This window comes from Nonomuraea thailandensis (genome assembly GCF_024172165.1).
GTDB lineage: Bacteria > Actinomycetota > Actinomycetes > Streptosporangiales > Streptosporangiaceae > Nonomuraea > Nonomuraea thailandensis.
The window spans coordinates 12,021,139-12,034,059 of the sequence record NZ_JAMZEB010000002.1; the positions used below are offsets into that span (position 1 = coordinate 12,021,139).

Sequence of the window (12,921 nt, forward strand, 5' to 3'; positions counted from 1 at the left end):
TGGGATGCGACGGTGGTTAGCGGCCGTATCGATCACGATGGCGAGCGTGCTGGGCCTGGCGGCCTGTGGAGGCGGTGGCGCGGGACAGGCCACGCAGGCGCCCGCCGCGAGCGGCGGCGGGAAGCAGCAGGTTGAGGTCTTCTCCTGGTGGACGGGTCCGGGTGAGGCCGACGGCCTGCAGGCGATGAGAAAGATCTTCGAGGAACAGAACCCGAACCTCACCTTCTTCGACGCGGCGGTGGCCGGCGGTTCCGGTGACAAGGCCAAGGCGCTGCTGCAGTCGAAGCTCCAGGCGAACACCCCGCCCGACACCTTCCAGGGTCACGCGGGCGCCGAGCTGCAGGGCTACATCAAGGCGGGCAACCTGGAGGACCTCACCCCGCTCTACGACGAGCTCAAGCTCAAGGACGTCTTCCCGGCCCAGCTCGTCGAGCAGATCAGCGTCGACGGCAAGATCTACTCCGTGCCGGTGAACATCCACCGCTCGAACGTCCTGTGGTTCAATCCCGCCGTGCTCAAGGACGCCGGGGTCGCCGCCGCGCCGAAGACGATCGAGGAGTTCGTCGCGGCGCTGGAAAAGGTCAAGGCCAAGGGAAAGATCCCGCTGTCGATCGGTTCGGAGTGGACGGTCACCCACCTGATGGAGAGCGTGCTGCTCGGCTCGCTCGGCGCCGACGCGTACAACGCCCTGTTCAAGCCGGGCGCCGACTGGAACAGCCCGCAGGTGACCACGGCGCTGAACAACTTCGCCAAGATCATGGAGTACGCGGGCGACCCGCAGGACGACTGGCAGCCCGCGGCCAAGCAGGTGGCCGACGGCCAGGCGGCCTTCAACGTGATGGGCGACTGGGCGTACGGCTACTTCCACAACCCGCCGGAGGGCGGGCTGGGCAAGCAGTCGAAGACGGACTTCGACTGGGCGCCCGCGCCGGGCACCGAGGGCACCTACCTGTGGCTGTCCGACAGCTTCACCCTGCCCAAGGGCGCGAAGAACCGTGACGGGGCGATGGCCTGGCTGAAGGTCGCGGCCAGCAAGGAGGGCCAGGACGCCTTCAACCCGAAGAAGGGCTCCATCCCCGCCCGCAAGGACGCCGACCAGTCGCTCTACACCGACTACCTGGCCGACGCGCTGAAGGACTGGTCGAGCAACAAGCTCGCCGGGTCGATCCAGCACGGTGTGGCGGTGAACCAGCCGTGGCTGGCCGCGATCAACGAGGCGGTCGGGCTCTACCTCGGCAGCAAGGACGTCAAGGCGCTGCAGCAGGGGCTGGCCGACGCGGCCACGGCCAACGCCCAGTGACTTTCGGCACACGGGGGACGGCCGCGGCCGTCCCCCGGGAGGGACACGCTTGTGAGGCGGGCACGCACGTGGCTGCCCGGACTGCTCCTCGTCGCGCCGTCGATCATCCTGATCGGCGTGTTCGTGTACGGCATGCTCGGCTGGAACTTCCGGGTCGCCATGACCGACCAGCACGACGCGGTGTCCGAGGGGGAGTTCGTCGGGCTGCAGAACTTCATCGACATCTGGGACCAGCAGCGATGGCACCTCTCGGTGAACCACGCGATCATGTTCACGGTCGTGTTCGTGGCGGGCGCGCTGGTGCTCGGGTGGTTGCTGGCGTTCCTCATGGAGAAGGGAATCAGAGGCGAGGGGACGTTCCGGGCGATCTACCTGTTCCCGATGGCCATCTCGTTCGTGGCGACCGGCATCGTGTGGCGGTGGCTGATGAACTCGGGCACGCAGGAGCGGGCGGTCGGGCTGAACCGGCTCTTCGACTGGATCGGGCTGCCGCAGTGGCAGTGGTTCCGGGACCCGGACTGGGGGATGGCGGCGATGGCGCTGCCGGCCATCTGGCAGATGTCCGGATATGTCATGGCACTCTTCCTGGCCGGCTTCCGGGGGGTGCCCGAGGAGCTGCGGGAGGCCGCCCGGGTGGACGGCTGCACCGAGTGGGGCGTCTACCGGCACGTGGTGCTGCCGCTGCTCCGGCCGGTCACCCTCTCCGCGCTGATCATCCTCGGGCACATCTCGCTCAAGGTGTTCGACCTGATCGTGGCGGTGTCCGGCAAGCAGATCATCACCGACGTGCCGGCGGTGTTCATGTGGGTGGCGGTGTTCGACTCCAACGATCCGGCCAAGGGGGCCACGATCGCCTCGTACATCGTGCTCAGCGTGGCGATCTTCGTGATCCCGTACCTGATCTGGTCGGTGCGTAAGGAGAGGCGCTCATGACGGCGGTGGCCGGGCGCAGGGCGGCCGTGTTCGGGTGGACCAGGTTCGGGCTGCTGGTGCTGTTCGTGGTGGTCTTCCTGATCCCCATCTACGTCCTGCTCGTCACCAGCTTCAAGCCGCTCACCGAGGCGGACCCGGGCCAGGCCTGGAACCTGCCGCAGACGTGGACGACCGAGGCGTGGCGGGTGGCGTGGGAGAAGCTCGCCCCCGGCCTGTGGAACAGCGTGCTGCTCGCCGTCCCCGGCTCGCTGCTGTCGTGCGCGCTCGGCTCCATGAACGGGTACGTGCTGTCCAAGTGGCGCTTCCCCGGGGCGGACGTGCTGTTCACGCTGTTCCTGTTCGGGATGTTCATCCCCTACCAGGGGGTGATGATCCCGCTGGTGCAGCTCCTGGTGTCGATCGACCAGTTCGCCGGGCTGCAGGGGGTGTTCTACGGCGGCATCCCCGGGCTGGTGCTGGCGCACGTGGTCTACGGCATCCCGATCTGCACGCTGATCTTCCGCAACTACTACGTGACGATCCCCGACGAGCTGATCGAGGCGTCGCGGGTGGACGGGGCGGGCATGCTGCGGGCGTACTGGTCGGTGGTGCTGCCCGTGTCGGGGCCGGCCATCGCCGTGGTGATCATCTGGCAGTTCACCTCGCTCTGGAACGACTTCCTGTTCGCCGTCTTCCTGACCGGGCCGACGAGCTGGCCCACGACCGTGATGCTGAACAACATCGCGGGCGCGCAGGCCACCCCGTACAGCCAGCAGATGGCGGCGGCCATCCTGGCGTCCATCCCGACGATGCTGATCTACGTCCTGCTGGGCCGCTTCTTCATGCGCGGGCTCATGGCGGGGGCGCTCAAGGGGTAGCGACGTGCGCCAGGGGCTCGCCGCGCACGTAGCGGGCCACGTCGGCGGCCACGATCGCGGCGGCCTTCATCGCCGTCTCCTTGCTGGCTCCCGCCAGGTGCGGGGTCATGACCAGGTTCGGCGCCGTGAGCAGGCGCGAGCCCTGAGGGATCGGCTCCTCGGGGAAGACGTCCATCGCGGCGCCGAACAGGTGGCCGGAGCCGAGCGCGTCGCACAGGGCGTCGTAGTCGAGCAGCGCCCCCCTGGCGCAGTTGACCAGGACCGAGCCCCGCGGCATGGCGGCGATCTGAGCGGCGCCGATCAGGCCGGCGGTCTCCGGGGTGGCGCGGGCGTGCAGGGAGACGAACAGCGAACGTTCGAGCAGCTCGGGCAGCCCGACGCTGTTCGGGGCGTCCACGTACGGGTCGTGGACGAGCACGTTCGCGCCGAAGCCCTCCAGCATGCGGGCCACGCGGCGGCCGATCGCGCCGTAGCCGACCAGGCCGACCGTGTTGCCCTCCAGCTCCGGGCCGACGTTGTCGTAGGTGTAGTAGTCGCCGCGCCACACGCCGGCGGCCAGGTCGGCGTGCGTCCGGGGGATGCGGCGGGTGGCGGCCAGCAGCATGGCCAGGGTGTGCTCGGCGGTCGCCACCGCGTTGCGGCCCGGCGCGAACGTCACCGCGACCCCGGCCCGCGCGGCGGCCTCCAGGTTGGCGTTGACCGGGCCGCCCCTGCTCACGCAGAACAACCGCAGGTCGGGGGAGGCGTCCAGGACGCGCTTGGTGAGCGGGGCCATCTGGGTCACGCACACCTCGACGCCGCGCAGCGCCTCGATCAGCTCCTCCTCCACGTCGGAGGCCTCGTCCACCTCTCCCACCCGGCCGAACGGCACCACCGGCCACGGCAGCGTCAGCTCGCGGAAGTCCACCTCGCCGGGGACCGCGTGCCGGATGGCGTCGATGAGCAGGCGATTCTGGACGAAGTGATCGCCGGCGGCAAGGACTCGGATGGTCAACGAACGGCTCCAATCGGGGAGTTGTACTGCAGCATCGCCACTTGCCCGTCGCGCAGGCGCAGCTCGGTCAGGGCGCAGTTGTCCAGGCGCGGGAACAGCCGCCGGTACTCGCCGAGCGGCACCCCGATGAGCCGGCACAGGGCCAGCCTGATGGCGGTCGTGTGCGCCACCACCAGCACGCGGCCGCCCGGGTGCGCGGCCGCGATGTCGCGCAGCGCGGCGACGAAACGGTCGGCGGCCCGGTGCGGGTCCTCGCCTCCCGGGAGCGGGTGCGCGGCCGGGTCGGCCTCGAACGCGGCGCGGGCCTCGGGGAAGCGGGCCTGCATCTCGGCCGAGGTGAGGCCGTCGCCCTGGCCGAAGTCCAGCTCCCGCAGCCGCTCGTCGAGCTGTACCGTCGCACCGGCCTTGGCAGCGGCGGTTTCCGCGGTGATCCGGGCGCGGCTGAGCGGGGAGGCCCAGACCGCGTCCAGGCCCGCGCCGGCCGCCCAGCCGGCGAGCCGCGCGGCCTGGTCGAGGCCGCGCGGGGTCAGCTCGACGTCGGTGATCCCGGCGTAGCGGTTCTCGGCGTGCCAGACGGTCTCGCCGTGGCGGACGAGCACGAGGTCGGTCATCGGGTGGTGGTCCTCTCGCGGGCGTGTGCGGCGGCGGTCGCGTCGAGCCAGCCGCGCCGTTCCAGCTCGGTCACGAACCGCAGGTACGGCTCGCGCAGGTCGGCCCCCGACGGCTCCACGACCGCCCTGGTCCTGATCATGCTCGCCGGGTCGCCGCCCGCCAGGACGGCCATGCCCAGCGCGGGCTCGGCGTTCTCCCGCAGCGTCACGGGCCGCTCCAGGACGTCGGCCCTGAGCCGCGTCCAGTAGGCGCTCCTCGTCGCGCCGCCGGTCAGGACCAGCTCGCCGTCCACGGGGGCGCCGAGGAGGTCGAGATAGTCGAAGCACAGGCGCTCGACGAAGGCCGCCCCGAGCAGGATGGCGGCGTACCGCTCGGCGTCGTCGGCCGGCTCGCCGAGCGTGAAGCCCTCGGCGTCGGGGGCGGCGAACGGGAACCGCTCGCCGCGCGACACGAGCGGGTAGGTCACCGCGGGCGGCACCCGCCACCCGGCCGGGCCGCCGCCACCGGCACGCGGCGCCGCGGGCGGGCGGTCCGCGCCGTAGCGGGCCGCCGCCTCGGCGCTCAGCGCGTCGAGGTCGCGTCCGGGCAGGTCGCGGGTCAGCGCGCCCGCGCCCGTGCTCGACGCGCCGCCCGGCAGCCACGAGCCGTCCGGGGCGCGGTGCGAGTACACCACCCCGAGCGGGTCGTGGATCAGCTCCTTCGTCACGCCCTTCAGCACGAGCGTCGTGCCGAGCACCGAGTTCCAGCTCCCCGGCCGCAGGGCTCCGGCGCCGAGCTGGGCCGCGCAGCCGTCGGTGGTGCCGGCGATCACCGGGGTGCCGGCGGGGAGCCCGGTCTCCTCGGCCGCCGCCGCGCACACCACCCCGAGCGTCGTTCCCGGCCGGACGACCTCGGGCAACATCGCGCCGGGCACGCCCAGCGCGTCGAGCACGTCCAGCGGCCAGCGCTCCGCGATGAGGTCCACGCCGGTCTTGAGCGCGTTGCTCAGGTCGGTCGCGACGGCGTGCCCGGTCAGCCGCCGGTTGACGAAGTCGTTCTGGTGGGCGAGCCGGGCGCCGGCGGGGGCGCCGGGCAGCAGCCACAGCAGCTTCGGCAGCGCCCAGTTGGGCTGCATGCGCCGGTAGCCGAGCCGTTCCCACACCCGCGCCCCCACCTCGTTGGCGAGGGAGGCGTCGGCGCGGCGGTCGTCGTACATGAGCGCGGGGGTCAGGGGGCGGCCGGAAGGGTCCGTGAGCAGGATCGTTCCAGAGGTCGCGGCCACCGCCACGCCCTCGACGGGCTCCGTGACGGTGCTGACAGCCTCGCGGGTGGCGGCGGCCAGCTCGCGCCACCACTGCTCGGGGTCCTGCTCGTGCCGGGGCCCGTCGCGGTGGCTGGTCAGGGGGCGGCTGCCGGTGCCGAGCACCCGGCCGTCGCCCGCGACGGCCATCGCCCGGACGCTCTGCGTTCCGAGGTCGATGCCGATCCACACGCTCATGTACGGCTCCTCAGGTCGCTCAGCAGCGGCCACGCGCCGGAGCTGTTGTCGCGCAGGGTGAGGAAGTCCCGGAAGAGCCGGTCGTAGAAGGCGCGGCGGCCGGGGTCGGGCTCGACGGCGTCGCGCAGCCGTACGTGCCGCGACGCGGCGGCGGCCACGGACGGCGCGGCGCCCGTGGCCGCCAGCCCCACCAGGTACGCCCCCCGCGCCCCCACCTCGGTGTCGGCCGAGCGGTGCACGGGCAGCCCGGTGACGTCGGCTATCAGCCGCAGCCAGGGCGCGCTGTTCGAGCCGCCCCCGCACACCCGCAGCTCGCCGGGCGCGGCCCCGGTGGCCGCCAGGCAGTCGCGGATGACCATCGTCAGCCCTTCGAGCACCGCCCTGGCCACGTCCGCGCGGCCGTGCTCGAACGACATGCCCAGCAGCGCCCCGCTCGCCAGCGGGTTCGAGAACGGCGCCCGCTCGCCCGCGGGCGACAGGTACGGCAGGAACGCCAGCCCGCCCGCCCCCGGCCGGCTGGACATCGCCAGCTCGCCCAGCTCGGCGGGCTCCGACAGCCCGAGCAGCCGGCACGTCCACTGCACCACCTCGGTGCCGGCGAACGTCGGGAACGCCCGCAGGTAGCCGCCGGGCAGCGCGATCGTGATGCCGATCGGCTCGCCGTCCAGGCCGGGGGTGTCGACGACGACCTCGGTGCAGAGCGTCGTGCCGAGGATGCCGCACGCCTGCCCCGGCTCCACCGCCCCCGCGCCGAGCGCGGTCGAGGCGATGTCGTACGGGGCCATCACGACCGGAGTGCCGGCGGCCAGCCCGAGCGCCGCGGCGGCCCCGGCGGTGAGCGCGGCGACGGGGCAGGGGCGGATCTCGGGGAGCAGCCGCTCGGCCCAGCCCAGCCCGAACATGGACAGCAGCTCAGGCGCGTACGCCCGTGCCCGCAGGTCCATGAACGGCGCCGACGCGTCGGACTCGTCGGCCACCTGCTCCCCGGTCATCCGGGAGAAGATCCACCCGCCGCAGGTCAGCATGGTGCTCGACCGGGCCAGCCGCCCGGGGCCGTGCTCGCCCAGCCAGGCGAGGACGGCGTGCGGCAGCCCGGACGCGGCCGAGGACCCGTTGATCCGGAACGCCTCGGCGGCCAGCCCGTCGCGGGTCCACCTGTCGACGATCGAGGCGGCCCTGGCGTCGTTCCAGAGGACGGCGGGCCCGGTGGGCTCACCGTCGGCGTCCACCAGCCAGCAGCCGTCGCCCTGGGCGGTGATCGCGACGAAGTCGGCGCCGCCGACCTGGCCGGCGACCTCGCGCACGGTGGCGGCGACCGCGTCCCAGACGGCGTGCATGTCCTGCTCGGCGTGGCCGGGCGCGGGCCTGGACACGACGGTCGCGCGCCTGGCCACGGCCGCTTCCGCGCCGGTGGAGTCGTACCCGACGGCCTTGATGACCGTGGTGCCCGCGTCCACGCAGATGATCGCCATCAGGCCCTGCCGTGCGAGGTCCTGGACCGGCGCGAGACGGAGTCGACGATGACGGCCAGCAGCAGCACCGCCCCGGTGACCACGAACCGGATCGAGGAGTCCAGGTTGAGCAGGGTCAGGCCGCTGGAGATGGACTGGATCACGATGATGCCGAGCAGCGCGCCGAACGCGGTGCCGCGCCCGCCGAACAGGCTGGTGCCGCCGATCACGGCCGCCGCGATGGCGTTGAGGTTGACGTCGCCCGACCCGCTGCTCTGGTTGGCCGCGGCCAGCCGGGCCGCGGCCAGGATGCCGCCGACCGCGGCGAACGTCGAGCAGAGCACGAAGACGGAGGTGTAGATCGCCCTGACGTTGATGCCCGCCCGGCGCGCGGCCTCCACGTTGCCGCCCACGGCGTAGACGGCGCGGCCCCACTTCGTCCGTGACAGCAGGTAGTGCATGATCAGGACGAGCGCCACGAAGAAGACGAACATCCAGCCCACGCCGCGCGTCTGCCCGAGGTACCAGACCACGAACGCCAGCACCGCCAGCAGCGCCACGCTCCTGACGGCCAGCGTGGAGACGCCCCTGGCCGACAGCCCGGCCCTGCGCCGCTCCCGCGCGTGCAGGTATCCGCTGGCGAACAGCCAGACGGCCGCGATCACGGCGAGCGTGTACGACAGCCAGGCCGGCACGAAGTCGAGCTGGGCGAAGTTCACCAGCCCCGAGTCGAACGGCAGGTTGATCGAGCCCTTGGTGCCCAGCACGTAGAGCTGGAGCCCGAGGAAGGCCAGGAGCCCGGCCAGCGTGATGACGAAGCTGGGCACGCCGAACCGGTTGAAGAGCTGCCCGTACAGCCAGCCGATGACCGCGCCCATGAGCACCGACGCCAGGATGGCCAGCCAGACCGGCAAGCCCTCGCTGACGAACAGCACCGCCAGCACCGCCCCCGACAGGCCGCTGACGGAGCCGACGGACAGGTCGATCTGGCCGACCAGCAGCACGCAGACGATGCCGAGCGCGATGACGCCGACGGCGGCGGACTCCAGGGTGAGGTTCACCAGGTTCGCGCTGGACAGGAAGATCGGGTTCAGGATCTGGAACACCGACCAGATGACGATGAGCCCCACCACGACCGGGATGACGCCCAGGTCACCGCCGCGGGCCCGCTCGACCACGTCGGTCAGCGCGCCGCGCAGCCCTTCCCGGCTCCGCAGCCGCTCGTCCTGGCGGTCGGTCGCCGTTGTCGTCACGACCTCTGTCCTTTCTGGGCGCGCCGGGACACCACGTTGTCGGTGGCGCCGGTGATGGCGGCGACGATGTCCTCGGTGGAGACGCTGTCGACGTCGAAGAGCCCGTTGTTGCGGCCGAGCCGGAGCACCGCGACGGTGTCGGCGACGGCCTTCACGTCCGCCATGTTGTGGCTGATCATGATGACGCCCAGGCCGTTCTCGCGCAGCCGCTCGACCAGGTTGAGCACCTCGGCCGTCTGGGCCACGCCGAGCGCGGCGGTGGGCTCGTCCAGGATGATGATCTTCGGGTCGCCGAGCAGCGACCTGGCGATGGCCACCGTCTGCCGCTGGCCGCCCGACAGCGCGGCGACCGGCACCCGCACGCTCGGGATCTTCGCGGAGAGCTGGCGGAGCAGCTCCCACGAGCGGGTCTCCATGGCCACGTCGTTCAGCCGCAGCGGGCGGATCTCCTGGCCGAGGAACAGGTTCTGGATGACGTTGAGGTTCTCGCAGAGCGCGAGGTCCTGGAAGACCGTGGCGATGCCCAGCTTGTGGGCGGCGGCCGGGGTGGGGATCTCCACCTGGCGGCCCTCGAACGTGATCGTGCCGCCGTCCGGCGGATGAACCCCGGAGAGGATCTTGACCAGCGTCGACTTGCCCGCGCCGTTGTCGCCGACGATGGCGACGACCTGGCCGGCCGCGACATCGAGCTCGATGTCGGTGAGCGCGGCCACGGCGCCGAAGGTCTTGCTGATCCCGCGCAGGGACAGGACGGTCATCACTTGATCCCGAGCTCTTCGCAGCCCTTGGCGTACTCACCGGAGCAGACGTCGGCGGCCTTCATGATGCCGCTGTCGAACAGCACTTCCTTGATGTTCTCCTTGGTCACGACCGTGGGGACGAACAGCTCGGACGGCGTGTCGTAAAGGGTCGTCTTGCCCGCGGGCTTCTTGCCCTGCATGAACTCCCAGGCCACGTTGGCCGACGCCTCGGCGACGATCTTGATGGGCTTGGAGATCGTGTTGTACTGGTCGCCCGCGACGATGCGCTGGGCGGCGGCCACCTCGGCGTCGTTGCCGGTGACCGGCGGCACCTTCACGCCGGCGGCCTTGAACGCGGCGATCGTGCCGCCGCCGGTGCCGTCGTTGGCCGCGACCACGCCGACGATCTGGTCCTTGAACTGGGTGATCTGGCCGCTGACCCAGGTCTGCGCCTTCTCCGGCTGCCAGTCGGGAGTGTCGTACTCGGCCAGCAGCTTGAACCCGCTCGGGTCCACCGCGCTGTGGATGCCCTTCTTGATCAGCCCGGCCGCCGCGTCCGTGGGCGAGCCGTTGACCTGGAGGATGCCGCCCTCGGCGTTCTCCGCCTTGAGGTGGTCGACCAGCGACTGGGCGATCAGCGAGCCGATCTTCTCGTTGTCGAAGGAGATGTAGTAGTCGGCCGGGGTGGCCGGGATGGGCCGGTCGTAGGCGATGATCGGCACCTGCTGTGCCTGCGCGGACTTGACGATGGTGGCCGCGGCGGCGGAGTCGACCGGGTCGATCACGATGGCCTTGACGCCCTGGGCGAGCGCGGAGTTCGCCTGCTGCTGCTGCTTGGCGGCGTCGGAGTCGGCGTTCTGGTAGATGACCTCGCAGGTCGGGCAGAGTTGCTTCATCTTGGCCTCGAACAGCGGCTTGTCCTGCAGCTCGTACCGGGTGGAGGCGAGGTCGGGCATGAGGAAGGCGACCTTGGCGTTCTGCACGCCGCCGTCACCGCCGCCGGTGCCCCCGCCTGCGTCCGAGCCGGAGCCGCAGGCCGCCAGCACGGAGCCTGCGAGCACTGCCACTGCGGCGAACGCGGAGGTCCGCATCTGAGCTCTGTTCACGGTTTTCTTCCTCACTTACGCCGGGTCCGAACGCAACCTGCCCCCGACACAGGGAACGCCTTCACACGAGCGCACACCCTGTGGTGCGGCTCACGTTAGCGCGCGTTCAGAAACTTTGTCCAGCAAAAGTGTTCAGAGCTGGTGGGCGGCTGCCAGAAGGCCCTCCGCGGTCGGGGTGTCCGTGACGAGCTGGTTGAAGTAGCCGCCCTTCGCGCCGGCCACGATCGAGAGCACCTTCTCCGCGCCGACCGCGACGGCGATCGTGTGCGGGATGCGGCGCAGCTCCTCGGGCTTGGCGGCCACCAGGCGCTCGCTGCCCGGGTAGGTGACGGCGGCACCGTCGCGGTCGTAGGTCCGCATGCACACGTCGCCCACCGCCTGGCGCAGGCCCTCGGCGTCGCGGGGCATCAGCGAGGGCACCATCTGCCTGGTCAGCGGGGGCGAGCCGACGCCCACGACCGCGCACTTGGCGTGCGCCCACAGGTCCATGACCCGGCGCACGGAGGGCTCGTGCTGCAACGAGTAGAACAGCTCCGGCCCCGGCAGCGCGGGCGCGTAGAGGTAGGCGGGCACGCCGCCGACGCGCTCGGCCAGGATGCGGGTGGTCTCGTTGGTCTGGAACCAGGGCTGCGGCTCCTCCTGGCCGCCCACGGCGGGGGCGATCGTGACGCCCGGGTAGTGGCCGAGGCCCTCGCGGGCGCACTCGTACACCGTCGTGCCGGAGGAGACCAGCACGACGTCACCCGACTCCAGGCCGACGGTGGCCAGCGCGCGGGTCACCCCGGGGGCCAGCCACGGGCCGAGCGCCGGGCCGCTGACCTTGGGCACCAGGTGGACGCGGTCCAGGCCGAGCGCCCGCGCCACCTCGGCGGCCAGCGGGCCGTCGCCGAGCGCTGCCGGGCGGTGCACCCTGATCTCGACGATGCCCTGCTTGCGGGCCTCGGTGAGCAGCCGGCTCACCGTCGCCCTGCTGACTCCCAGGCGTTTGGCGATGTCACCCTGGGTGGCGTCCTCCAGGTAGTACTGCTGGGCCGCCGCGTACATCAGCTCGTGAGGGAACCGGGCCTGAGCCTCGGGGGCGACGTCGGCGGCATTCATTCGCGCGCTCCTGGGTCGGTGCGTGAACATTTTTGCAGAACTGATGCGCAACCACTATAGCTTCGTGCTCCGGAGCCCAGGCTAGCCGTTGATCAAGGCGTCGCCGAGGGGCGTGCGCGCGTACACCACGCTGCGGCCCGTCCGCGTGCCCGCGATCAGCCCCGTCCTGCGCAGCGCGGCGATGTGCTCGCCCGCGGTGCCCACGCTCTGCCCGAGCAGGACGGCGAGCTGGGTGGTGGTGGCGGGCTCGGCCAGCTCGGCCAGGATGCGGGCCCGGCTGCGCCCGATCAACGTGGCCAGGTCCCGCGGCGGCGGGGCGGGCGTGGCCGCGATGCCCCTGGCGGGATAGACCATCGCGTACGGCCAGTCGTCCTCCAGGTAGGTGCCGATGGTCTCCATGAACGCCGACGGCACGAAGAGCAGCCCCTTGCCGTCGAGCCGGTGGCTGCCCGTCGAGGTCATCTCGATCTCGATCCGGCCGCCTGCCCGCCAGTGCACCTTCGGGCTGAGGTCCTCCAGCGCCGCCTGCCAGCCGTACGCGGCCAGCCGCCCGGCCCGGTAGGCCACGTCCCGCTGCAGGATCGCCCGGAAGCGCGGCCAGTCGTGGGCGAGGATCTCCGTCCACAACGCCTCGTACGCGTCGGCGAACCGCGCCACCACCTCGGGCCCCAGCAGCAGCTCCCTGACCCAGCGGGCCACCGGAGGGCGCTTGGCCAGCACCCGCTCGATCTCCGCGTGCGCCTGCGCCGGCGCGGTCGCCCGCATGGCCGCCAGCTCCGCCTCGAACGGCACGTCCACGGCGGTCGGGGGAGGCGCGATGAAGTCGACGTTCGCGTCCCCCCGGTTGCCGCTGACCGCGCCGGCGGCCCGCAGCACGGGATGGCGCCGCGCCAGCTCCCTGTACGTCTCCCGCCACCGCGCCACCCACGGGCCGTGCGCGCCCGCCCGGTAGCGGCCCGTCAGCACCCACTGCGCGTGCATGGTCTCGATCAGGGGTGAGATCGCGAACCTGCTCGCCATGAGATCCTGCGGAACGACCTCGATCGTCACCAGCATCTTTCGGTTATATCCGAAGAAGTCGCTCCGGAGCAGGGGCCGGA

General features: G+C 71.8%; 12 protein-coding genes. 3 read left to right on the forward strand and 9 right to left on the reverse strand.

Annotated features, from left to right (window positions below; all coding sequences use genetic code 11):
• The first annotated feature begins 4 nt into the window (after positions 1 to 4).
• Genes HD597_RS59985 through HD597_RS59995 form a run of 3 tightly spaced genes read left to right on the forward strand, consistent with a single transcriptional unit; the run spans position 5 to position 3,090 of the window.
• Positions 5 to 1,300 carry an ABC transporter substrate-binding protein gene (locus tag HD597_RS59985; protein ID WP_253758003.1) on the forward strand — a complete coding sequence of 432 codons (1,296 nt, stop codon included), beginning with the start codon at positions 5 to 7 and terminating at the stop codon, positions 1,298 to 1,300.
• 51 nt (positions 1,301 to 1,351) lie between these two features.
• A complete protein-coding gene (locus tag HD597_RS59990; protein WP_253758005.1) occupies positions 1,352 to 2,233 on the forward strand; it encodes a carbohydrate ABC transporter permease in 882 nt (293 codons plus the stop codon).
• A complete protein-coding gene (locus tag HD597_RS59995) occupies positions 2,230 to 3,090 on the forward strand; it encodes a carbohydrate ABC transporter permease (RefSeq protein WP_253758007.1) in 861 nt (286 codons plus the stop codon). The genes HD597_RS59990 and HD597_RS59995 overlap by 4 nt, the downstream gene beginning before the upstream one ends.
• On the opposite strand, the gene HD597_RS60000 is transcribed toward HD597_RS59995, so the two are convergent.
• The 9 genes from HD597_RS60000 to HD597_RS60040 form a co-directional block, all read right to left on the reverse strand.
• On the reverse strand, positions 3,080 to 4,084 hold the full coding sequence (locus HD597_RS60000) for a 2-hydroxyacid dehydrogenase (protein ID WP_253758009.1): 1,005 nt from the start codon (positions 4,082 to 4,084) through the stop codon (positions 3,080 to 3,082). The genes HD597_RS59995 and HD597_RS60000 overlap by 11 nt on opposite strands.
• Entirely contained in the window at positions 4,081 to 4,695 is a 615-nt protein-coding gene (locus HD597_RS60005) for a histidine phosphatase family protein (protein ID WP_253758011.1), read from the reverse strand. Before HD597_RS60005 ends, HD597_RS60000 begins: the two co-directional genes overlap by 4 nt.
• Positions 4,692 to 6,173, reverse strand: coding sequence for an FGGY-family carbohydrate kinase (locus HD597_RS60010; protein ID WP_253758013.1), 1,482 nt, complete (start codon positions 6,171 to 6,173; stop codon positions 4,692 to 4,694). The genes HD597_RS60005 and HD597_RS60010 overlap by 4 nt, the downstream gene beginning before the upstream one ends.
• Entirely contained in the window at positions 6,170 to 7,645 is a 1,476-nt protein-coding gene (locus HD597_RS60015; RefSeq protein WP_253758015.1) for an FGGY-family carbohydrate kinase, read from the reverse strand. Before HD597_RS60015 ends, HD597_RS60010 begins: the two co-directional genes overlap by 4 nt.
• Entirely contained in the window at positions 7,645 to 8,877 is a 1,233-nt protein-coding gene (locus tag HD597_RS60020) for a sugar ABC transporter permease (RefSeq protein WP_253758018.1), read from the reverse strand. The genes HD597_RS60015 and HD597_RS60020 overlap by 1 nt, the downstream gene beginning before the upstream one ends.
• Entirely contained in the window at positions 8,874 to 9,635 is a 762-nt protein-coding gene (locus HD597_RS60025) for an ATP-binding cassette domain-containing protein (RefSeq protein ID WP_253758020.1), read from the reverse strand. The genes HD597_RS60020 and HD597_RS60025 overlap by 4 nt, the downstream gene beginning before the upstream one ends.
• Positions 9,635 to 10,723, reverse strand: coding sequence for an ABC transporter substrate-binding protein (locus tag HD597_RS60030; RefSeq protein ID WP_253758023.1), 1,089 nt, complete (start codon positions 10,721 to 10,723; stop codon positions 9,635 to 9,637). The genes HD597_RS60025 and HD597_RS60030 overlap by 1 nt, the downstream gene beginning before the upstream one ends.
• A gap of 132 nt (positions 10,724 to 10,855) precedes the next feature.
• Positions 10,856 to 11,821, reverse strand: a complete 966-nt coding sequence (locus HD597_RS60035; RefSeq protein WP_253758024.1) for a sugar-binding transcriptional regulator — start codon at positions 11,819 to 11,821, stop codon at positions 10,856 to 10,858.
• A gap of 81 nt (positions 11,822 to 11,902) precedes the next feature.
• Positions 11,903 to 12,877 (reverse strand): DUF5937 family protein, encoded by a 975-nt coding sequence (locus HD597_RS60040; RefSeq protein ID WP_253758026.1) that lies wholly within the window; start codon positions 12,875 to 12,877, stop codon positions 11,903 to 11,905.
• Between the last annotated feature and the right edge of the window lie 44 nt (positions 12,878 to 12,921).

Excerpts from the sequence above, each read along its gene's own strand:
- HD597_RS60010 (WP_253758013.1), bottom strand. The coding sequence starts at position 6,173 with ATGAGCGTGTGGATCGGCATCGACCTCGGAACGCAGAGCGTCCGGGCG.
- HD597_RS59985 (WP_253758003.1), top strand. The coding sequence starts at position 5 with ATGCGACGGTGGTTAGCGGCCGTATCGATCACGATGGCGAGCGTGCTG.
- HD597_RS60015 (WP_253758015.1), bottom strand. The coding sequence starts at position 7,645 with ATGGCGATCATCTGCGTGGACGCGGGCACCACGGTCATCAAGGCCGTC.
- HD597_RS60025 (WP_253758020.1), bottom strand. The coding sequence starts at position 9,635 with ATGACCGTCCTGTCCCTGCGCGGGATCAGCAAGACCTTCGGCGCCGTG.
- HD597_RS59995 (WP_253758007.1), top strand. The coding sequence starts at position 2,230 with ATGACGGCGGTGGCCGGGCGCAGGGCGGCCGTGTTCGGGTGGACCAGG.
- HD597_RS60005 (WP_253758011.1), bottom strand. The coding sequence starts at position 4,695 with ATGACCGACCTCGTGCTCGTCCGCCACGGCGAGACCGTCTGGCACGCC.
- HD597_RS60035 (WP_253758024.1), bottom strand. The coding sequence starts at position 11,821 with ATGAATGCCGCCGACGTCGCCCCCGAGGCTCAGGCCCGGTTCCCTCAC.
- HD597_RS60040 (WP_253758026.1), bottom strand. The coding sequence starts at position 12,877 with ATGCTGGTGACGATCGAGGTCGTTCCGCAGGATCTCATGGCGAGCAGG.